Below are 22570 nucleotides of genomic sequence, written 5' to 3' on the forward strand. Positions count from 1 at the left end.
AGGCGCGTGTCTATTGCCGACTACAAGGAAAGCCTAGGGTTACATAGTGACCCATTCCAACTCAGCGAGGGGCGGCCCTGGCAAGGGCTGCGAGAGCTGGCGGTCAATCTTATTCACGAGCTGGAGTTCTCCTGCCCCCTAGTATGGGTGACCGGCCCACGTGGCGCGGGTAAAACGACTCTAGCCCAACATCTACAACAGCTTTTGGCGTGCAGAGGCGAAGTGTTGTTGTTTGACGCGGCTCAGGGCCATGGTCCACAGTATATCGCCCAACAGCTCAATGAGCTTCTATTATTAACTGCACCGGAAAATTCGCGTGAGCTCCTCGCCCCCGCCGTCCAAGTATTTAACAGTGAGCAGGTAGACCCCATTGTTTTACTGGTAGATAACGTTGATCGGTTACCCGAGAGAGAGCTTAACGGATGGCTTACCAGTTTACATCAGGCGGGGTTGTTGGCGAGCACAAAAATCAAACTGGTTGTGTTGGCCTGCCCGCCCCCAGGTGCTTTGGTACTTAACTCGGCTGTTCCTGTTCATCAGCTCACCTTACCTACCCCTAATTTAGTTGAGGCCACCGCATGGCTCAACGATCTTTTACTAGAGGCTGGCGCCAGTTTCTCTGTACTTGATGAAAAAAGCGTCACATCTTGGTGGTGTGAGGCGGAGGGTAATTTCAATAGGCTGGTTGAGCGAGCACGATTGCATTTATTGGCAAATGGTAGAGCTTCAAGCCCTTTGCGGTCGGTGTCCGCAGGTACGATACCCGACTTGCCGAAATTAGATAATCCTTCAGCACAAATGCCGCCACTAGATTGTTTAGTATCGGAGGAGATGACTCAGGCCGATAAAGAGGCCTTAGCCTCCGCTGGTGATGGTGTTTCTGAATCACTTGATGTTCCGCAGTTGTCTACAAAAGGTCAGCCCTCAGGGCGCAGTTTGCCCGTAGGCCATATTCTGACAGTGGCGGCATTATTATCAGGATTAACGGTGTTGTATCTCTATACTCCGGAAGAGAGGGTGGCGTCTCAGCGTGTGGTTACAGTGCAGTCTGAGAGCGGTAAGGCTCCCGCAGTATCGAGTGCGGCGACCACTAGAAATACTTCGGTTTGGACCCAGCCTTCCCAGCTTGAATCGACTGACTCAAAGCCGGGCTTGGTGCAGGAGCGGCAGTTCGAGTCGTTATCGGCAAGCTCGGTATCGATTGATGTTGAAAATGCGGCAACATTGAAGCAACGCTCGAGTCAAGGCTCTTTTGCCTCAAGTACGAAAACCGATACTACAGAGCTGCCAGCGGCAACGCAGGTCGATAACCAGCAAGAGGCTTATAGCAGTGTTAGGCCTCCAGCTCGCAAGTATAGTGACGATGAGCTGGAGATACTCTCTTGGTCTTCAAATTCCTATACTTTGCAGGTGCTGGGGGCTAGTCAAAAAAATTCGGCGCTGAGTTATGTGGCAAGGCAAAGTAACAGTCAGGTCTTGCGTCTGTTTCAAACCGAGCGTAGCGGAAAACCGTGGTATGTGGTGTTGGCGGGTGTCTATCCAGATCGTGCGGCAGCGGAGGCCGCGAAACAAAATCTACCTGTTACCCAGCAGCGCGCACAGCCTTGGTTGCGCCAATTGAGTTCGGTTCAGCAGGATATTCTCGATTAAGTGAGGCCTACAAGACCCTTGCTCGCTATATATTGTAAACCAAAAAAAACCTGGCAAGTGCCAGGTTTTTTTTGGTTTTGTTAGCGTGGTTTAATTGGCCACTGCCTCATAGACCTCCACAGCAAAGTGACCAATTGTATAGGAGATGGGATCTGCGCCGCCATCGTTGTCGGGGTCGATATTCAGGGTAAGACTTACAATGCCTGAGCTAGCGCTACTGCCTGTTAGCTGAATGGTAACTAAGGTAGGCTCATTGCGCGCCCCAATTGTGCTTGGTGTTACAGTCGCAGTAACGCCACTGAATGAGTTGATTTCTACTTGAGTGGCAGTGGGAAGGCCATTGCCGTTAACGTCCGCTAACAACAATTGAACAATGGCATTTTCACCATCCGATAGAGAAAGCACTCCTGATGGCTGGCCTGGGATTCTGCCGTCAGGGGTTAGGAAAAATCCCTGTAGAGCGCTAGTCATAATCAAAGAAACTGTGTCACGTACCAGAACGGAGTTGCGGCTACAGATGCCTGCGTTGTGGTCTGCCTGTCGGCAGAGGGCACCGTTGTATATGCCGTTTCCCGGTTCGTAAGTGTTGCTGAATTCATTGTCGATATTCGCAATTTCTTCATCCGGATCGTGTTGGCCATTAAAATTACGATCTATGTAGGGGGTGCCTAAGTCGTCACAGCCATACTGAGTGGAGGCAGCGGTTGAGATAGGTGCGGCGCGCAAACAGTTAATGGCGCGGAGGGTTGGATTACCGTTGGTAGAGGTGGCAGTGTTAAACGTTTCACCGGCATCATATAAACCGTTATTGTTGTTGTCGTTAAAGGATTCATTGCCAATAGTGGTTGCCATTACAATGGCGCGACCGTTCCGGCACTCGGTTTCTACGCCTGCTAGCAAACCGTTGGGTTCGCAGCGCAATACCGGTACGGTGCCAGACTCATCGGCATACACTTGATTGTCACCTCTTGGTCGGGGGTTCGAGCTGCGCCAAGTTACAGCGCAGGTGCCTGGCGGGTAGAGGTCGGAGTTAGCGTTGTCTGGATTGATTTTTTCTTCGGTTAGGCAAGCTGCTTCAACGTTGCCGCCATTGGTAGTGAAGTATACGGGGGTGTCTTTGGGGACGGGGTTATTGAAGGCGTCTGCCAAGCTTACGGTGATTTCGGACTCAATACCGTCCTGGTCCCAGCCGACGGGGTAAAGCAGCTCCGAGGCAATGCTCATACTGTTTTGGTCGGGTAGGCCGGTAGAGGCAACTACTCGACTCGATTGTGTGGTTACGCCATTGTCAGTAGTGGCTGATACTCGCACAGAGGTGGGGGTGCTGCCTGATTGAATTATGGTTGACACATAACCTTCTTGGTCGGATATGTCATTGTCCTGAGTTAGGGTGATGCCGCCTGCATCGGTGTTAAGAGCAAAATTAACGGGTATGTCTTTAACGGGGGCGCCGGTGCCGCCGCGAATCTGGAATGTGACTTCCGAGGCTTCAGAGCCGCCGGTACCTTTTAATGAAATATACTCCGGCTCGGAGCTGACAAAGGTGACGGTGTTTACTGAATCTGGGGCAATAGGAATAATGCTACTGGCTGCTACGACAATGCCGTCATTAGTGGACGTTGCCTCAATTAAGTCTTCGCCGGTGCAGCTCGTGGCGGTATAGCGGATACTGGCGGTACCATTATTAGCGGTTACGATATTGCCGTCTTTCGTTTCGGTCACACCGTCGGTGATGGTGGTGACTTCGAAGTGTGCTTCGCCATTGATAAAACAGGTACTGTTAAAGACCACATCGCTAGCATTACCTAGTAGGCGATCGTTTCGGTACAAGTTAACCTGTAAAACAGTCGTGCCGCCGGGGGCTAGCATATTGTCATTTAGGTTGGTTTTAATTTCACCTGGGATAAACTCGCCATTGTCAACATAGCCAATGGAAACCGTGGTCGCGCTATCGCCATCGCCATCGGTATTGCCACTGCCGTCACCGTTGAGATTACCAAGGGCCGTGCCAGTGTTACCGCCGCCACAAGCGGCCAATCCTAGGCAAAGCGCCAGTGCGCTGCAGTATTTAGAAGCTTGTGCCCCGAATGTATGAATCCGCATATCTAAGTCCTGAAATTATCGGAATTGTCATTGTTCTTCGCCACCGAAGCGCCTGACGGTTTTTATCCTGACGGCGCTTTTGGGGTGGGAAATCCGTGTTTGCGAACGAAATCTGCCCGAAACACCGCTCCAATTGCTTAAACTAGCGCAATTTTCGAGCGGGATAAAGGCCTTATTGAATGAAAATGGCGATTAGTGACACATTTTTACAAATTCTTTTAATTTCAGGCCCTTGTTGTTAGGTGTTATTGTAGTTTCTAGTTGTGTTGTTGGCCAATTTAAGCTTGGGTTATTGCAATTGAAGCCACTTGCGCCTAACCTCGGACTTCATATTCAGCACCTTCATTTTAACAACCTAGAACGGCCGTAAATGGCTGGGATAATGCTTGTCCGCTTGCCTAAAAGGGCTCTAGCGGGTAATATTCTGCGCCCATTTGTAAGCCCCTCTAGTTCAGGGGCTTTTTTGTCTGGCGCGCTGTAATGACCTTTGGTAGTCGGCGGCGCGGGTTTAAACAGTATTAATTGAGAGACAGCGTATGACCACTGGTCTGTACAGTTTGGACGAGTTTAAAGATAACTGTGGCTTTGGGTTGATTGCCCATTTAAAAGGCAAAACCAGCCACCGTTTGCTTGAAACTGCGATCGAGTCATTGACCTGCATGACTCACCGCGGTGGTATTGCGGCCGATGGCAAAACCGGTGACGGTTGTGGCCTACTGCTGCAAAAACCGGACTCATTCTTGCGCACTGTGGCCGCCGAGGCTGGTTGCATGCCGCTGGCAGAGCTATACGGTGTCGGTTCCGTGATGTTGAGCCGCAGCGTTGAAAAAGCCGCCGCTGCACGTGAGGCGCTGGAGCAAGCACTGGCTGCAGAAGGGCTAGAAGTGGCCGGCTGGCGCGAATTGCCGGTGGATTCTAGCTGCCTGGGCCCCATGGCTCTGGAGTCTTTGCCGCTGTTTAATCATGTGTTTGTTAATGGCGTTGGCGAGCTAAGTAATGAAGAGTTCAGCGCTAAGCTGCTGATGGCACGCCGCCGCACTGAGCTGGCTTTAAAAGATGACAAAGCGTTTTATATTGCCAGCCTGAGCACCAGCATCCTGTCTTATAAAGGCTTGATGATGCCGGTGGATTTGCCCAAATTTTTTACTGATTTGGCCGATGAGCGTCTGGAGACCGCTATTTGTGTCTTCCATCAGCGCTTTTCCACCAATACCAGCCCACAGTGGCCGCTGGCTCAGCCATTCCGTATGTTGGCTCACAACGGTGAAATCAACACCGTAATGGGCAACCGCAACTGGTCGGTAGCGCGTACCGATAAGTTTTCGACCCCGTTGCTGCCTAAAATCACCGAAGTGGCCCCATTGGTCAACCGCACCGGCTCCGATTCGTCCAGCTTGGATAATATGCTGGAAGTGCTGCTTATTGGTGGTATGGAATTACATCGCGCGGTGCGTATGCTGGTACCACCAGCGTGGCAGAACGTTGAGCATATGGACTCCGATCTGCGCGCCTTCTACGAATATAACTCCATGCACGTGGAGCCTTGGGATGGCCCGGCCGGCTTGGTGATTACCGATGGCCGCTACGCGGTGTGTACACTGGATCGCAACGGTTTACGTCCTTCGCGCTGGGTTATTACCAAAGATGATCTGATTACTGTGGCGTCTGAGGTGGGTGTATACGACTACAAACCCGAGGACGTGGTGGCTAAAGGTCGCTTGGGGCCGGGCCAAATCTTATCGGTGGACACCGAAACCGGCAAACTCTATCACACGCAAGATATCGACAACCAGCTCAAGCAGGGCAAGCCCTATAAGCAATGGTTAAAAGATAACGCGGTGCGTATTGAGTCGACCTTGGAATCAGATGTAGCCGAAAATGGCTTGTCTGAGGCTGATATGAAAGCCTACATGAAGCAGTACCAGGTGACCTTTGAGGAGCGTGATCAGGTTTTACGCCCACTGGCCGAAGGTGGTCAAGAGGCTGTAGGCTCTATGGGTGATGATACCCCCATGGCAGTGCTGTCCAGTAAACAACGTCAATTGTACGATTACTTCCGCCAGCAATTTGCGCAGGTAACCAACCCGCCGATTGATCCACTGCGCGAAGCGATTGTGATGTCGCTGGAGACTTGTGTGGGTCGCGAACTCTCCGTGTACGAAGAGACTGAGGCACACGCCAACCGGGTGATTTTATCTTCACCGGTGCTGTCGCCGGCTAAATTCCGCTCTTTGAAAAATTTAGGCCGCGATGACTACCGGGCGCAAACCTTTAGCTTGGCTTATGATCCCGCTAACCTTAATTTGCAACAAGCGATTGAAAAGTTGCGCGATGATGTAGCCGAAGCGGTTCGTCAAGGCGCCGTTATTGTTATTCTCAGCGATATGGGGCTGCAAAAAGGCCAGTTGCCTATGCATGCGCTACTGGCTACCGGTGCCGTGCATCACTACCTGACCCAAGAAGGTTTGCGTTGTGACGCTAACATCGTGGTAGAAACCGGCACGGCGCGCGATTCACATCAAGTTGCCACCCTGATTGGCTACGGGGCAACGGCGGTCTATCCATACCTTAGCTACTACCTAATGAACGATTTGATTGACACCGGCGAACTGCTTATCGATGTGGATCAAGCCTATAAAAATTACCGTAAAGGCCTGGATAAAGGTTTGTTGAAGATTCTTTCCAAAATGGGAATCTCGACCATTACTTCTTATCGCGGCGCTCAATTGTTTGAAGCCATTGGCTTGGCGGAAGATGTGGTCGACATGTGCTTCCCGGGCACCGCCTCGCGCATTAAAGGCGCACGCTTTGAGGATTTACAGGCCGACCAACAAGCGCTGGCCAAAACAGCCTGGTTGGATCGCAAGCCTATTGTTCAGGGTGGTTTGCTCAAATACGTGCACGGCCAGGAATACCACGCCTTTAATCCGGATGTGGTGCAAGCTCTACAAGACGCTGTGCAAACCGGTGAGTGGAAGCAGTGGCAAAAATACTCTGACTTAGTGAACCACCGCCCGGTAGCAACCCTGCGTGATCTAATTAAAGTTCGCGGCGGTGCTGGTGAGCCGGTCGCACTGGATGAGGTAGAGCCAGTAGAGTCCATTATAAAACGCTTTGACTCCGCCGGCATGTCACTCGGCGCCCTGTCGCCCGAGGCACACGAAGCTCTGGCGGAGGCAATGAACTCCCTGGGTGGTCGTTCCAATAGCGGTGAAGGTGGTGAAGACCCCGTGCGTTTCAACTCGCCCAAGGTGTCTAAAATCAAGCAGATTGCCTCAGGCCGTTTTGGGGTAACGCCTCACTATTTGGTCAATGCCGAAGTGTTGCAAATTAAAGTAGCACAGGGTGCCAAGCCCGGTGAGGGCGGTCAGTTGCCCGGTGGCAAAGTGAATGATTTGATTGCACGCTTGCGCTACTCGGTGCCTGGCGTCACACTGATTTCACCTCCGCCGCATCACGATATTTACTCGATTGAAGACTTGGCGCAGCTGATTTACGACCTCAAGCAGGTCAACCCGGATGCGCTTGTATCGGTTAAGTTGGTGTCTCGCCCTGGCGTGGGTACTATTGCTGCGGGTGTGGCTAAGGCCTACGCTGATTTGATTACGATTTCTGGCTACGACGGCGGTACCGCGGCCAGTCCGCTGACTTCCATCCGTTTTGCCGGCTCTCCATGGGAGCTGGGGCTGTCGGAAACGCATCAAACGCTGCGTGCCAATGATCTGCGCGATAAGGTTCGGGTACAAACCGATGGCGGTTTAAAAACGGGCCTCGATGTCATTAAAGCCGCTATGCTCGGCGCTGAAAGCTTTGGTTTCGGTACGGCACCAATGGTGGCTTTGGGTTGTAAATATCTGCGTATTTGTCACCTGAACAACTGCGCCACCGGTGTTGCTACGCAAAATGAGAAGCTGCGCCGTGACCACTACATCGGCACCGTGGAAATGGCGAAAAACTTTTTCCGCTTTGTCGCTGAGGAAGCGCGATTGCTGATGGCCGATTTAGGCGTGCGGACCTTGGCTGAGTTAGTCGGCCGTGTCGATTTATTAGAATTGACCGAAGGCACGACTGCGAAACAGAAACAATTGGATTTGAGTCCGATTGTGCATACCGATGATTTCCTTGCTACCAAGCCTCAGCTTTGCGCGGTGGAGCGCAATGTACCTTTCGATAAAGGTGAGATGGCCGAGGCAATGGTGCGCGAGCTCTTGCCCAGTATTGAAGCCAGAACCGGTGGAGAATTCGCGTTTCATATCACCAATTGCGACCGCTCCATCGGGGCTCGCATCAGCGGTGAAATAGCTAAGCGTTACGGCAACCAAGGCATGGCCGACAAACCTATCAAACTGAACCTCACCGGTATTGCCGGACAGAGTTTCGGTGTTTGGAACGCAGGTGGCTTAGAGATGTATTTGCAAGGCGATGCCAACGACTATGTCGGCAAAGGTATGGCTGGCGGTAAGATCGTTATTCGTCCGCCGCAAGGGTCAGAATTCGCAACCAACAAAACCAGCATTATCGGTAACACCTGTTTGTACGGTGCCACCGGCGGTAAATTGTATGCAGCCGGTACAGCCGGTGAGCGTTGCGGTGTGCGTAACTCTGGAGCCCATGTTGTGGTGGAAGGCGCCGGTGATCACTGTTGTGAATACATGACCGGCGGTGTTGTCACTGTACTGGGTAATACCGGGGTTAACTTCGGTGCCGGTATGACCGGTGGTTTTGCCTATGTCCTGGATGACGACAATAGCTTTGTTGATCGCTACAACCACGAGCTGGTTGAGATCCATCGAATTGATACCGAATCACTTGAAGCCCATCGCAATAACTTGCGCGGCATAATCGAAGAATTTACCGACGAAACCGACAGCGCTTGGGGAGCCGAGTTGCTGGCCGAGTTTGATGATTACGTGGGTAAATTCTGGTTAGTCAAACCCAAAGCAGCCAGTTTTAAAAGCTTGTTAGACAGCATTAAAACACGCGGCGAATAATTCTTTGGGTTGAACAGTTTAGAGGCATACAACATGGCCGATCGTTTAAGTAATAACTTTCAGTTTCTCGATGTGGGTCGCCAAGACCCACAGAAAAAGGACATAGATACCCGCCGACATCAGTTTGTGGAAATCTACGAGCCCTACAACAAAGAGCAGGTGGCCGATCAGGCACATCGCTGTCTTGAGTGTGGCAATCCTTACTGTGAGTGGAAGTGCCCGGTGCACAACTTTATCCCCAACTGGTTAAAGTTGATTTCCGAAGGCAATATTTTTGAAGCGGCTGAGCTGAGCCACCAAACCAACACCTTGCCAGAAGTTTGTGGTCGCGTGTGCCCACAAGATCGCTTGTGTGAGGGCGCTTGTACCTTGAACGACGGCTTTGGTGCGGTGACCATCGGTAATGCAGAAAAATACATTACCGATACCGCGTTCGCCATGGGTTGGCGCCCGGATATGTCGAAGGTGACCTGGACCGATAAAAAGGTCGCCATTATAGGTGCCGGCCCTGCCGGCCTTGGTTGTGCCGACGTACTGGTACGTAGCGGCGTTAAGCCTGTTGTCTTTGATCGCTACCCTGAAATTGGCGGCCTACTGACGTTTGGTATCCCCGAGTTTAAGCTGGAAAAAAGTGTACTTAGCCGTCGCCGTGAAATCTTTACCGAAATGGGTATTGAATTTCGTTTGAATACGGAAGTGGGCAAAGATATCACCATGGACGAGCTGCTGAATGATTACGATGCGGTGTTTATGGGTATGGGGACTTACACCTACATGAAAGGCGGCTTTGCGGGTGAAGATTTACCGGGTGTTTATGACGCTCTGCCGTTTTTGGTTTCCAATGTCAATCGCAATCTGGGCTTTGAAAAGAGCGCCGATGACTTTATCAGTGTTGCCGGTAAACGTGTTGTTGTGCTCGGCGGCGGCGATACCGCGATGGACTGTAACCGCACCTCGATTCGTCAGGGCGCCGAAAGTGTTGCCTGTGCCTATCGTCGCGACGAAGCCAATATGCCTGGCTCGAAACGCGAAGTTGCCAACGCCCGCGAAGAAGGGGTTGAGTTTTTGTTTAACCGCCAGCCGGTAGCGATTGTCGGTGAAGATAAAGTCGAAGGCGTCAAAGTGGTGACCACTCAGCTGGGCGAGCCCGATGAGAATGGTCGCCGTCGCCCCGAGCCAATTGCAGGCAGCGAAGAAATTTTACCTGCCGATGTGGTATTGATCGCTTTTGGCTTTAGACCTAACCCACCCGAGTGGCTCAAAGATCACGACGTTAATGTGAATAGTTGGGGGGGTGTTGAAGCACCCGAAGAGCAGGAATTCAAATTCCAAACCAGCAATCCCAAAGTCTTTGCCGGTGGCGACATGGTGCGCGGTTCCGACTTGGTGGTGACAGCCATCTGGGAGGGCCGAGAGGCCGCTGATGGTATCCTCGACTACCTCGAAGTGTGATCGAAAAGCCGGTCTTATGACCGGCTTTTTTATGCCAGTGTTTGCCCCATAATAAATTGAGTACAGAGTCCGATGATGAGCGAGTTAAAGAACGACCGTTTTTTGCGCGCGCTATTGCGCCAACCCGTTGATATGACCCCAGTCTGGATGATGCGCCAGGCCGGTCGCTATTTGCCTGAGTATCGAGCCTCCAGAGCAAAAGCCGGTAACTTTATGGGGTTGTGTGGCAATCCGGAAATGGCTTGCGAGGTAACCATGCAGCCGTTGGAGCGCTACCCATTGGATGCGGCTATTTTGTTTTCCGATATTCTTACCATTCCCGATGCAATGGGATTAGGGCTGTATTTTGAAACGGGCGAGGGTCCAAAGTTTAAAAAGCCGGTAAGAACAGAAGCCGATATTAACGCTTTAAAAATTATCGATCCGCACAAAGATTTGCCTTATGTCGTGGATGCGGTCAGCCTGATCCGTCGTGAGCTGAATGGCCGCGTTCCCTTGATTGGCTTTTCCGGTAGCCCCTGGACACTGGCCACCTATATGATTGAGGGTGGTTCCAGTAAAGATTTTCGCCGCGCTAAGCAAATGATGTACAACACTCCCGAGCTGATGCATCAGTTGTTGGATACTCTGGCTGAGTCGGTCATCGTCTATCTCAATGCCCAAATTGAAGCTGGTGCCCAAGCGGTACAGATTTTTGATACCTGGGGTGGAGCCTTATCTCACGTTGCCTATCAAGAGTTTTCGCTGCACTACATGAATAAAATTGTCGCCGGGCTTATCCGCGAACGCGAGGGACGCCGCGTGCCAGTGATATTGTTTACCAAGGGCGGAGGTCAGTGGTTAGAATCAATGGCCGATACCGGCGCCGATGCATTGGGTTTAGACTGGACAACCGATATGAGCCAGGCTCGCGCCCGGGTGGGTGATCGGGTAGCGTTACAGGGCAATATGGATCCAACCATTCTCTACGCCTCGCCTGAGCGAATTCGCGAAGAAGTTAAACGCATTTTGGGCTCCTTTGGGCCCGGCCCGGGCCACGTTTTTAACCTAGGGCATGGGATTACACCAGAGGTTGACCCCGAGCACGCGGGCGCATTTATTCGAGCAGTTCACGAATTTTCAAGCTGTTAGACGGTAAAAGTGGCCGGATATGGCACATTTATTGTTTATTGATTAAACTGCCAGCTGTAGGGAATTTCCGGTACGGCGCCTGTGCTTGGCACTTCTGGCAGATCTAAGCTGTGAGTGCGAAGCTTGATAACGCTGGAGCAGGGCGCCCGGGTGAGGATGACCCGGTATACACGAGAGGTAGTTTGTGGGAATCAAGCAGTTAAAAATCAATGTTAACGAGCTGACGGTGGGCATGTTTGTGTCCGGCCTGGATCGACCGTGGACGCAAAGCCCATTTCCTCTGCAAGGCTTCTATATCCGCGACATTGAGGAGCTGAAAAAGCTCAAAAGCTTGTGTAACCATGTTTATGTGGATGTGGTCAAAGGGCGCGCCCCAATGGCTATCAACCTTAAAACGATGGGTACTGGGTCCTCGTCTCAGTCGGTGCACAAGCGTCCAGGCAGCCGGGCACCCCTGGCGCCTCAGATCCCCGTTAAGCCTATTAAAGTGAATCATCAGCATTATCCACCGGTGAAAGCCCTTCATCGCGAAGTTAAAAGCGCCAAACAACTGCATCAGAAAGTTTACATTGCAGTAGGTGAGATTCTGCAGAAGTTAGATTCTGAGCAGATGCACGACATGCCCATTGCTGAAACACGCAAGCTTGCCAGCGATATGGTCGACAGTGTGGTGCGCAATCCCGATGCATTAACTTGGCTCACTCGTGTGAAAGAAGCGGACGATTACACATACAGCCACGCTTTGCGGGCGTCGGTTTGGGCGATTTTATTTGGTCGTCATATCGGTATGGCGAAAAAAGATCTGGATATATTGGCACTGGGTGTCTTGTTAAAAGATGTGGGTAAAACACAGCTGCCACGCCGACTGCTGCTTAAGTCAGATTTGAATGAAAAAGAGCAGGAGGAGTATCAAAGCTTTGTGGAGTTGGGGGTGAATATTTTGCGCAACTCCCAAGGCGTTGAACCCAGAGTGATCAGTGTGGTTCGAACCCACTGTGAGCGCTTAGATGGCAGTGGATTTCCCAAGCAATTAGTGGGGGATAAAGTGCCTTTGCTCGGTAAAATCGCGGGCATTGTGACTTATTACGATACCGTAGTGACCCCGCGAGGCGCCACGGTGCCGACGGCGCCTTCTAGGGCGGTATCGCAATTGTACGATTTAAAAAATAGTCAGTTTCAAGAAGATTTAGTGGTGGAGTTTATCCGCGCTATTGGCCTTTACCCCACGGGTACCTTGGTGGAGTTGAACACCGGTGAGGTGGGTGTTGTGGTTGAGCAAAACTTTGAGCGGCGTCTAAAACCCTTGGTAATGGTTGTGCTGGATGCCATGAAGGAGCCGCTCGATAAGCATAAGTTGTTTGACTTGGCGGCAGACGATCGTCGCAAACAACAGCTGATTGATGCCGGTAAAAAAACTTTGGATGAAGTCCAAAAAGTGGAAATAGTGCGCGATCTAGAGCCCGGCAGCTACGAGGTGGATATTTTAAAAATTCGCGATGATTATTTACTGGCCGGCGAGAAAAAAGGCATTAAAGGCTTTATCAGTCGCCTGACCAGTGTATAGGTCGCGTTTATCGAACGCGCCCTAGCTTCTCTCCCATTACCGTTGCCGAACCGGCTTCGAGTGCGGCTTCCCAGTCGACGCAATCTTTACCGAACAGCACAATAGCGGTCGAGCCCAATTTAAAACGGCCCATCTCTTCGCCCTTATTCAGTTGAACCCCACTTAAGGCGGCATCGCCGTAATGGCTGGTGCTCACACGGCGGCGCAGAGGCGCTTGCGTACCGGCCCACACGGTTTCAATGCCCGCAACAATCATGGCACCCACCAAAATTAAAGCCATGGGCCCGGCATCGGTATCAAACAGGCATACGACGCGCTCATTGCGTGCAAATAGCCGCGGTACGGTGGCGGCAGTAGCTTCGTTGACAGAAAATAACTCTCCCGGCACGGTAATCATTTGCCGCAACTTGCCCCCTAGAGGCATATGCACGCGGTGATAGTCACGGGGCGAAAGATAAATAGTGGCAAACTTGCCCTGATCAAACTGAGCGGCTAAGGCTTCGCTACCACCGAGCAGTTCGAGTGTGCTGTACATCTGGCCCTTGGCCTGGAAAATACGACCGTCTTGTATGTCACCTAATTGACTGACACTGCCGTCGGCAGGAAAGACGATACTGTTCGTATCGGCATCGATCGGGCGGGCATCGGCCTTGAGTGCGCGGGTGAAAAAATGGTTAAAATTTTCGTATTCATTGAGCTGTTCGATTTGTGCCTGCGACATATCCACGTTATAGCGCTTGGCAAATAATTTAATTAACAGGTTTTTGAGTCCCGGCAGGCGACATTCGGCCAACTTGCCCACTAAGCGAGAAAGCAAGTGTTGCGGGGTCAGGTACTGCATAATAATAAACAATGTATCTTTCATAAAATTCCTGTCGTTGCCAGGCCCGGTATAGATTGCCGGTACGCCATTGGGCGCAAGCGAGCGGGCTGCTAGAATACGTACTTTCCAGTAATGAGTTGGGGGCGATGTGCTGCGAGTTCAAATTATACCGGTTACCCATTACCAACAAAACTGTAGTTTGGTTTGGTGTGAGCAAAGTCGTGAAGCGGCGCTGGTTGATCCTGGTGGCGAGGCTCAAAAATTGATTGATGCTGTTGAACGCTCCGGTCTCAGATTAACAAAGGTTTTACTCACTCACGGCCATATGGATCATGTGGGGGCGGCTACCGAGGTGGCCCGAGCGTTTGAAGTGCCGATTATCGGGCCCCACAAGGAAGAGTTATTTTGGCTGGGTATGCTGGATCAGCAAGCGCAAATGATGGGGTTCGAGCCCTGTGAGGCGGTGCACCCCGATCAGTGGCTCGCCGATGGCGATACCGTAACCTTAGGGCAGCATCAGTTACAAGTAAGGCACTGCCCCGGGCATACCCCCGGCCATGTAGTGTTTGTCGACTGCGCGGCTAAAATTGCCTTTGTGGGCGACGTTTTGTTTAAAGGCTCAGTGGGCCGCACTGACTTTCCGCGCGGTGATCAAGCCCAATTAGTGCAGGCGATTACCACTAAGCTTTGGCCTCTGGGGGACGACATTCAATTTGTGCCCGGCCACGGCCCGGTTTCTACCTTCGGCGCCGAGCGCGCCAGCAACCCTTTTGTGGCGGATAAGAATTTTGGCTAATGCGTTCCCCTGGCCACTGCAGTATCGTTATTCGACGCGCCGCAAAACCCTCGCTATCGAAGTGCGTGAAGGGCGTGTATTGGTGCGTGCTCCACAAGGCTACCCGCGCGTACTTTTAGATCGTGCGATCAGTGCAAGGGTAGACTGGATCACATCAAAGGTGCAGGCGCAAAGTGCACGTATTGCCACCCGGCCACGCTATCGCTATACCTGTGGTGAGGTGCTGCCTTATTTAGGCGGTAAGCTTACCCTGAAGGTTGTTGCCGGCGTTAAACTCGGTGCCTGCCGTGAGGGGGCGGCGCTACACATAACCACCAGTGCGCGCTCTCGCAAGCCTGTCGAGATACAAGTCTATGAGCAAGTGACGGGCTGGTATCGCGAGCAAGCTCAGACACTGCTCAGTCAAAAAACCCAACAACTCAGTGCTAAGCTAGGGAAAAACTGTCGATCAGTAAAAGTGCGTGCCACGCGCTCCAAGTGGGGCCACTGTACCCGCACGGGGGATATTCAGTACAACTGGCAAATACTGCTGGCTCCTGAGTCTGTGGTGGATTATCTTGTAGCTCACGAAGTTAGTCACTTGCGCCACCAGCATCACGGAGCCGCATTTTGGCGACAAGTGGCCAGCCTCTATCCTGGGTACGATGTACACCAGCGGTGGTTGCGAGAACATGGCCACACCCTCTCTTTGCCCCAACCGGAGTCATGATTATGGAACCTCTAAGCGACGATTTTGAAGAAAATGCCGACCGGCTTATTGTCGAGAGTATTGAATCGGGTTGTGTGTGGGGGCTAGAAGGGCCTGATGGGTGGGCACTGTGCGATTCTGATCGGTATCAAGATACCGATGTCATGCCTCTGTGGTCCGACCGCGATTTGGCCGCCGCTGTGTGTGTAGACGAATGGAAAATTTATAAACCAGTGGCCATTGCCTTAGAAGAGCTGCTGGAAGAGTGGCTGCCTGGCATGCACGACGATGTATTGTTAGTGGGGCTAAACTGGACCACTGAGCTCGAGGGCGATGAGTGGGAGCCGTTGGATTTACTGGCGGAATTTGAGGCCGAATTACAATAAGGCGTTAGCCGGCGCTATTGGTCAGCTCGTCGAGACCAAATAAATAATCGTGCAGAATATCCACTTGATTGTCAGCCACATAGCGCTCGAGTTGTTCAAGTTCAGTGAACGCCGGGGTAATCGCGCAGTCGGGATCGCCGGTAAAATCGGCCTTGGTCATAACCACCACCCGCGCGGGAGCGGCCGTTTCCGATGCAGGACTTAATAGTAGCTGTAACACCTTAAACTTGAAGTCCAAGCAAAAGCGCATCAGGTTAGGGTAGATCGATTCCTGTCGATTGTTAAAGCGTATTTCCCTGCTGCCAAGCAACGCTTGGCTAAGTGTACGGTGGTCAGGCATAAAAGCTCATGGGCCAGTGGTGAAGGTTTTAAACATGGCCGTGATTAGATCACAGGCGCTACGGGTTAAAATGTGATTTCTGTCACAAAGTGCCGGGCGGTTATGATCAATCGCTATGACTACAGAGTTGGTATCGCACAAAATTGACACATTTGGCTCGTATTTGGTTTTGTGTGCAGAGATCGTCGAAAATCTGCCGTTCCTTAAGCAATTGTCGGCGAGCAGTATGTCCTATAGCATAGCGAGCAATAGAGATTAGAAGATTGGCTAGGTTAAGCCGTTAGCTGTACCTCGCCTTTAGCCTGCAGCCTTTGCAATAATAAGTAGCGTTGATCCCACTTGGCACCGCTAAAGACTGATTTCCGAGCCTTAGCGCCGGATGTACCACAGGAACTATTATGTCTGAACATACGACATTTGCCGAAGCGGAAGAGTTTATTTCGCTCAAAGAATACGCCGAAAAGGCGTATCTCGACTATTCCATGTACGTTATTCTCGACCGGGCGTTGCCACATATTGGCGATGGCCTGAAGCCAGTGCAGCGTCGAATCGTTTACGCCATGAGTGAGCTGGGCTTAAAGTCCACCGCTAAATACAAAAAATCAGCGCGTACCGTGGGTGATGTGATCGGTAAGTTTCACCCGCACGGCGACTCGGCCGCCTATGAGGCCATGGTGATCATGGCGCAGCCGTTTTCTTATCGCTACCCATTGGTGGATGGCCAAGGTAACTGGGGTTCGCCCGACGATCCTAAATCATTTGCCGCCATGCGCTACACCGAATCTAAGCTGGCGCGCTACGCCGAAGTACTACTAGAAGAGCTGGGGCAGGGTACCGTTGATTGGCAGCCCAATTTCGATGGCACCATGGATGAGCCTGAGGTCTTCCCCGCTCGAGTTCCCAATGTCTTATTAAACGGTACCACCGGTATTGCGGTGGGTATGGCCACCGATATCCCACCTCATAATTTGCGCGAAGTGGTCGAAGCCTGTATTCATCTGCTCGACAATCCGAAGGCAACCTTGGAAGAGTTGTGTGAATTTGTGCAGGGGCCGGATATGCCCACCGATGCGGAAATCATTACTCCGCGTGCCGATATTGTCGGGTTATACAAAACCGGTCGCGGCAGCCTAAAAATGCGCGCCTTGTGGAACTTCGAAAAAGAGACTGGCGATATTGTCGTTACCGCACTGCCGCATCAGGTTAGTGGCGCCAAGATTTTGGAACAAATTGCCGCCCAAATGCAGAATAAAAAACTGCCGATGGTTGCCGACTTACGCGATGAATCCGATCACGAAAATCCCACGCGGCTTATCATAACTCCACGCTCCAATCGAGTTGATAACGAACAACTTATGCAGCACTTGTTCGCCACTACGGATTTGGAAAAGTCCTACCGCGTCAATATGAATATGATTGGTATTGACGGCAAACCAGCGGTCAAAAGCTTGCAGAAAATATTGAGCGAATGGTTGAGCTTTCGCACAGTGACCACTCGCCGCCGGCTACAGTATCGTTTGCAAAAGGTGGAAGAGCGATTGCTGCGCCTCGCTGCATTGATGATCGTCTATCTCAATGTGGATGAGGTGATTCGCATTATCCGCGAAGAAGAGCACCCTAAACCGGTGTTGATGGAGCGTTTTAATCTGGTTGAAATGCAAGCGGAATATATTTTGGAAACCAAACTGCGTCAGTTGGCGCGTCTGGAAGAAATAAAAATCCGTGAAGAACAAGAAAAACTGGAAAAAGAACGCGACAACCTCAATAAAATTCTCGGCTCAGCAGCTCGGTTAAAAACCTTAGTGCGTAAAGAATTAACGCAAGTTGCAAAAGATTACGGCGATGACCGCCGCTCGCCGATTGTGGCCCGCGCTGAGTCGCAAGCGTTTAACGAGGCCGACTTAATCAGTGTCGATCCGATCACGGTGGTGTTGTCTGACAAAGGGTGGATTCGCGCTGCTAAAGGCCACGATATTGATCCGACTGCGCTAAATTATAAGGCGGGGGATTCGTTTAAGCTGGCGGTGCCGGGGAAATCCAACCAGTCGGTTATTTTGCTCGACTCCACCGGACGCAGTTACGCCATTGCCGCCCACACTCTGCCTTCCGCGCGCGGGCAGGGCGAACCGGTTAGCGGCAAACTCAACCCCCCCAACGGTGCTACCTTTGATGGCTTGCTGATGGGGGCAGACGATCAAAGTGTGTTGCTTGCCAGTGACGCCGGTTATGGTTTTGTCACCTCAATGGCGGATCTATACAGTAAAAACAAAGCGGGTAAAAACGCGTTGACCTTGCCCAAGGGCAGTAAAGTACTGCCGCCGGTTGTTGTCGCAGACCCGGAAAATAGCTGGGTGGCGGCCGTGAGCAACGAAGGGCGCTTGTTGGTGTTTGCTATAGCCGAGCTCCCCCGGCTGGCGCGCGGTAAAGGCAATAAAATTATTAATATCTCGGCCGCGCGGGTGCAGTCTCGCGAAGAGTTTGCCGTTGCGATAGTCGCCTTTGGCGTGCAGGATTCGCTTACGGTGTATTCCGGCAAACGGCACTTAACATTGAAGCCGACCGATCTTGAGCACTACCGCGGAGAGAGAGGGCGTCGCGGTAATAAACTTCCGCGTGGCTTTCAAAAAGTGGATAAACTCAATATAGCGGAAAAATAATAAGGACGATGGCATGAGTGACAAACGCGAACACTTTCGAACCCCTATGGCTTGCCAAATAAAAATATGTCACGAGCAGTTGGGGGAAATGTTGGTTAAAACGCGCGATATTTCCGATGGGGGTGTCTTTGTCATTCTGGATCCGGAGAAGGCGCCGCCGATTGGTGATCTCGTGACAGGCCAAATACAAGGCCTAATGGATGACGCACCGATACTCGAAATGGAAGTGGTCCGAGCCGAGTCCGGTGGTGTTGGTCTCAGGTTCACCCAAACATAGGGCGATAAAATGCCGAGGTTTCTCTGGGGGTGTTGTCTGTGGGTGGTGTGCTGGTCAGCTACGGCTCAAGTTTATATGTGGAAAGACGACTCGGGTAAAGTGCATTACTCCGATCAACGCAGAGTCGATAATGCCGAAGCCACGCAGATAGATATCGGCACTATGCCGCCGCCTCGGGTCATTAGTGCACAAGTGCCAATGCCTTTTGATCGCAACGTCGCCCCATTATTGCTAGATAATTTTTATTATTCAACCGATGTAAGTGCCGCTGAAAAAGAGCTGATTACTTATTATTTTGGCGGCGACTGTGTCTCTCCCACCTCGCAAGACTTTAACCAGTTGCGCACCACCTATCCCAAAGTTCTACGCGATGAAAACAATCTGACGGCAGATGTATTTCGCACATTGCGAGTAAATGCCTATGGTAGTTTGTATCGCGCCGGACACTACAGTACGCCAGATTTAACAGACGTCGGGGCTGTGCTGCTGAGCGGTGAAATTATTGATCTGAATATCAACGCCTGTCGCAGCCAGTTACACGCCAGTGCCCACACCGGAGATTTGGAAAATTCTAACGCACATGAATTCGATTTATTAAATGCTTGGTTGAAGGTTCGCTGGACACTCTCAACCCCCGGCGAATCCGATCCCCTGATAACCGTAGCGACTGAAGGGATTGCTGCCACTCGCCTGCATCAGCGGTTAGACTTAACCGGCGCGGTGAGAGTGGCCTTTGAAATGGCCACACAACATCTGTTGGCCCTCGATGATTTTCGGGCTCAGGTGGAAATTTCTGAGGTCACCAAGACTAGACCTGTAGGCTCTAATCAAGCTCCGGAAAAAATTCCAACGCCTGCGCCCACCAATAACGAAAATGTATTGGCGGCCGAGCGCGATCTGTATCAGTTGGCATTGCTGCGCTCAAATTTTGCTCGGGTTTTGGCGGAGTTGAGTACGTTAAAGGTAGCGGTTACTGAATATTATCATTTGCGCGGTGTTATGCCGCTCACCATGGGTGTTTTGGGTTATGGTGCGCCCATAAACAGCCGCTATATTGATACTGCTCGGCTGCGTGCACCAGGTACGATTTACGTGGAGCTTGTTGAAGAGCACCTGCCTGGCAGTCATTTTGTCGAGCTTACCCCTGTCACCGAGGGCAGTTTTACTTTGATTGAATGGCAGTGCACCTCCAGTTTGCCTGAATCTATTACCCGTACACTTTGCCAACAACCTTAATGCTTATATCCAGACTGTTAATCGTATTCTTATTATGCTGCGCCGCTCAAGCTCGGGCGGGCGTGATACTTGTGTACCACCACGTCAGTGAGCAGACGCCAGCATCCACCTCAATTGCTCCAAAACTTTTTACGCGACACTTGGAACACTTAAGGGCCGAGGGCATTAAGGTGGTTGCGCTCGAATCGTTACTGAACGAACGAGACCGCAAGTCGGCAGACCCTAGGGCCAAGCCGCAAGTGGCCATTACGTTTGACGATGGTTACCTCGATATCTATACCGAAGCCATGCCACTACTGACTCAATACGATTACCCTTTTACCGTTTTTATTAACACCGCATCGGTGGGGGCGCCGGGTTATATGAGCTGGCCGCAGCTTGGCGAGTTGAAGCAAGCAGGGGCCAGCATTGCCAACCATACTGTGTCGCACCCGTATATGGTGCGACAGCGACCGGATGAAAATAAAACTCAGTGGCGCGAACGAATTGGCCGCGAAATCGAACAGGCGCAAACTGAAATACGAGATAAACTCGGGCAGGCCCCCGCTTTATTGGCTTATCCTTACGGTGAATTTAATCGCGAGGTCATGGCCGTGGTGAAAGAGTTGGGTTATATCGCTTTGGGTCAACAATCAGGCGCGGTGGGTCCGAACACCGATTTACAGCGCGTGCCGCGCTTTGCGATGGGCGGTAGCTACGCGGCTATGGATACGTTCGCCACTAAGGTGCAAGCCATGCCCTTACCGGTCGAGAGCGAAGGCGTGCGTTCTCAACAGGCCGACCGTTTTATTGCCCGGGCTGGGCAGCAGCCGGTTATCGTATTGCGTTTGGCAAAATCGGGATTGGCTGAGCGCTTGAATTGCTTTTATCAAGGTGAGCCGCTTGCGCCTACGGTCATCAATGAGCGGGAGCTGGAAGTAAAAGTGCCAGACACACTTGCCGCCGGGCGTACTCGTATTAACTGCACGGCCAGGGCCCCCGATTCGAAACGCTATTATTGGTACTCGTATCCATTTTTTACCCAAGGGGAGGATGGCCGGTGGCAACATCAGGATTAAATTCCGTATTAAAATTTTGGTTTGCTGAATTAAAGCCCGCCGATTGGTTTAAGAAAAGCGATGCCCTGGATAGCATCATTACCACTCGTTTTAAATCATTACACCGCGAGCAGGCGCAAGAGTCTGAGCTGGCGTTGGGCGCTCAATCCTGGAAAGTGTTAGCTCAGGTAATAGTGCTGGATCAATTCTCTAGAAATATGTTTCGCGGGCAGGCCGAGGCGTTTGCGTATGATGATTTGGCACTAAAGCTTGCCCAAAGTGCAGTTGCACGGGGACTGGATCGTTCTCTATCGGATGATCAGCGGGCTTTTTTGTATATGCCTTATATGCACAGCGAAGATATAACTATTCACGAGCACGCTTGTCGGTTGTTTGCAAAATTGTCTAAGCAAAGTTATTTGCAGTTTGAATACAAACACAAAGCGATTATTGATCGATTTGGCCGCTACCCTCACCGCAACGATGTTTTAGGCCGCCCCAGTACCAGTGAAGAAGTCGCGTTTTTAGCCACGCCGGGCTCGTCTTTTTAAGCGTTTATTCTTGGGCGGTGATGGGCGCAATAAGATCGTATTGCGCCAATTTATTGTAACTTATCAGTGCTTTGAGCTCTTCAATATACACTTGCCCGCGGCTGGAGTAGTGCTTTAGGTACCCGGCGAGTTGTGTTCCTGTGGCTGTTTCCCCCGCCTGGCGCAGACGTTGCCTTTCGCGGCGCAGTTCGGCGTAAGCTTGATGCGTATTTAAGTTGTGAAAATAGGCATCTATGGCCGGCTCAATGGCCGCAAAGGTTTGTACCTCGTGGCGGGCGCCGCTCGAGCGTCTTTTGGGAACCAAGCCACAGCCTTTTTGATAACACCATTGCCCAAAGAGATTGTTTGCCTCTCTGGCAAAGCGCGAGGTGCCCCAGCCCGATTCTTTTGCCGCCTGCGCCAATACCAATGAGGCGGGCAAGGTGTCCACTCGTTTTAGCAGCGCGGTAATACGCTCGAGTGAGGGTTGCTGGGTATTGTCGCTTAATTTATAGCGCGCCTCTAAGCGTTTGAGTAAAAGCGCTTGCCGGTGGGTTAAAGAATTGCCCTCGTTGAGCTGGGCGAGCCACAACTTTAGTGACTGACGCAATTGCCTAAGCTGATCATTCTTTTGCTGAATAATGGGCGCTAGAGTGCCGATAAACTGCTTTTTGCGTTGTGGTATTTCGCTGATGGATCGCATGTCGGGCAGATACGTTTTACCTTTGAGCTGGCCCAAGCTCGTGGCTACGGGACGCACTTCGGTTAAAAACAAGGTCAGAATTAAGGTGAATATGGCGTAGGCGGCCAGTAGCGCGGCGATAAAAATAGACTTATTGCGACTCATACACAGATTATTCCAAGCGGTAGGGGCTTAGTTGATTTGGCTTAGCTTGATTTCGAAGGTGC

The 22570-nt window shown here is 51.6% G+C and carries 17 protein-coding genes; 13 read left to right on the plus strand and 4 right to left on the minus strand.

Annotated elements, in window-relative coordinates; translation table 11 throughout:
• The first annotated feature begins 6 nt into the window (after positions 1–6).
• Positions 7–1650: an AAA family ATPase gene (locus Q4526_RS10120; protein ID WP_215976956.1), complete on the plus strand. Its 1644-nt coding sequence runs from the start codon at positions 7–9 to the stop codon at positions 1648–1650.
• A gap of 90 nt (positions 1651–1740) precedes the next feature.
• Here Q4526_RS10120 and Q4526_RS10125 read toward each other — a convergent pair whose 3' ends face one another.
• A complete protein-coding gene (locus Q4526_RS10125) occupies positions 1741–3753 on the minus strand; it encodes a hypothetical protein (RefSeq protein ID WP_215976957.1) in 2013 nt (670 codons plus the stop codon).
• 536 nt (positions 3754–4289) lie between these two features.
• Between Q4526_RS10125 and gltB the strand changes: the two genes are divergently transcribed.
• The 4 genes from gltB to Q4526_RS10145 all read left to right on the plus strand — a co-directional run bounded on the left by gltB (position 4290) and on the right by Q4526_RS10145 (position 12891).
• Positions 4290–8744, plus strand: coding sequence for a glutamate synthase large subunit (gltB, locus tag Q4526_RS10130; protein ID WP_215976958.1), 4455 nt, complete (start codon positions 4290–4292; stop codon positions 8742–8744).
• 33 nt (positions 8745–8777) lie between these two features.
• Positions 8778–10196 carry an FAD-dependent oxidoreductase gene (locus Q4526_RS10135; protein WP_215976959.1) on the plus strand — a complete coding sequence of 473 codons (1419 nt, stop codon included), beginning with the start codon at positions 8778–8780 and terminating at the stop codon, positions 10194–10196.
• Positions 10197–10271: 75 nt separating this feature from the next.
• Complete coding sequence (gene hemE / locus Q4526_RS10140) at positions 10272–11327, plus strand: uroporphyrinogen decarboxylase (protein WP_215976960.1); 1056 nt, start codon at positions 10272–10274, stop codon at positions 11325–11327.
• Between the two features lie 184 nt (positions 11328–11511).
• Positions 11512–12891 (plus strand): HD-GYP domain-containing protein, encoded by a 1380-nt coding sequence (locus tag Q4526_RS10145; protein ID WP_215976961.1) that lies wholly within the window; start codon positions 11512–11514, stop codon positions 12889–12891.
• A 7-nt stretch (positions 12892–12898) separates the two neighbouring features.
• On the opposite strand, the gene asd is transcribed toward Q4526_RS10145, so the two are convergent.
• Positions 12899–13756, minus strand: a complete 858-nt coding sequence (asd, locus tag Q4526_RS10150) for an archaetidylserine decarboxylase (RefSeq protein ID WP_215976962.1) — start codon at positions 13754–13756, stop codon at positions 12899–12901.
• Positions 13757–13862: 106 nt separating this feature from the next.
• On the opposite strand from asd, the gene Q4526_RS10155 reads away from it, so the two are divergent.
• The 3 genes from Q4526_RS10155 to Q4526_RS10165 are packed head-to-tail and all read left to right on the plus strand — an operon-like array spanning position 13863 to position 15584.
• Entirely contained in the window at positions 13863–14510 is a 648-nt protein-coding gene (locus tag Q4526_RS10155) for an MBL fold metallo-hydrolase (protein ID WP_303609611.1), read from the plus strand.
• Complete coding sequence (locus tag Q4526_RS10160; protein ID WP_215976963.1) at positions 14503–15219, plus strand: M48 family metallopeptidase; 717 nt, start codon at positions 14503–14505, stop codon at positions 15217–15219. The genes Q4526_RS10155 and Q4526_RS10160 overlap by 8 nt, the downstream gene beginning before the upstream one ends.
• A gap of 2 nt (positions 15220–15221) precedes the next feature.
• On the plus strand, positions 15222–15584 hold the full coding sequence (locus Q4526_RS10165) for a DUF2750 domain-containing protein (RefSeq protein WP_215976964.1): 363 nt from the start codon (positions 15222–15224) through the stop codon (positions 15582–15584).
• 4 nt (positions 15585–15588) lie between these two features.
• On the opposite strand, the gene Q4526_RS10170 is transcribed toward Q4526_RS10165, so the two are convergent.
• On the minus strand, positions 15589–15924 hold the full coding sequence (locus Q4526_RS10170; RefSeq protein WP_215976965.1) for a hypothetical protein: 336 nt from the start codon (positions 15922–15924) through the stop codon (positions 15589–15591).
• A 398-nt stretch (positions 15925–16322) separates the two neighbouring features.
• On the opposite strand from Q4526_RS10170, the gene parC reads away from it, so the two are divergent.
• The 5 genes from parC (at position 16323) to Q4526_RS10195 (ending at position 21682) form a co-directional block, all read left to right on the plus strand.
• Positions 16323–18581, plus strand: coding sequence for a DNA topoisomerase IV subunit A (parC, locus tag Q4526_RS10175; protein WP_215976966.1), 2259 nt, complete (start codon positions 16323–16325; stop codon positions 18579–18581).
• A 13-nt stretch (positions 18582–18594) separates the two neighbouring features.
• Entirely contained in the window at positions 18595–18858 is a 264-nt protein-coding gene (locus Q4526_RS10180; protein ID WP_215976967.1) for a PilZ domain-containing protein, read from the plus strand.
• Positions 18859–18867: 9 nt separating this feature from the next.
• Positions 18868–20094 (plus strand): DUF4124 domain-containing protein, encoded by a 1227-nt coding sequence (locus Q4526_RS10185; protein WP_215976968.1) that lies wholly within the window; start codon positions 18868–18870, stop codon positions 20092–20094.
• Between the two features lie 140 nt (positions 20095–20234).
• Positions 20235–21152: a polysaccharide deacetylase family protein gene (locus tag Q4526_RS10190; RefSeq protein WP_303609612.1), complete on the plus strand. Its 918-nt coding sequence runs from the start codon at positions 20235–20237 to the stop codon at positions 21150–21152.
• Positions 21134–21682: a DUF924 family protein gene (locus Q4526_RS10195; protein ID WP_215976970.1), complete on the plus strand. Its 549-nt coding sequence runs from the start codon at positions 21134–21136 to the stop codon at positions 21680–21682. The genes Q4526_RS10190 and Q4526_RS10195 overlap by 19 nt, the downstream gene beginning before the upstream one ends.
• Positions 21683–21686: 4 nt before the next feature.
• On the opposite strand, the gene Q4526_RS10200 is transcribed toward Q4526_RS10195, so the two are convergent.
• Positions 21687–22508, minus strand: a complete 822-nt coding sequence (locus Q4526_RS10200) for a glucosaminidase domain-containing protein (RefSeq protein WP_215976971.1) — start codon at positions 22506–22508, stop codon at positions 21687–21689.
• Positions 22509–22570: the final 62 nt, after the last annotated feature.

Origin of the sequence: Gilvimarinus sp. 2_MG-2023, from assembly GCF_030547685.1 — a bacterium.
Classification (GTDB): Bacteria; Pseudomonadota; Gammaproteobacteria; order Pseudomonadales; family Cellvibrionaceae; genus Gilvimarinus.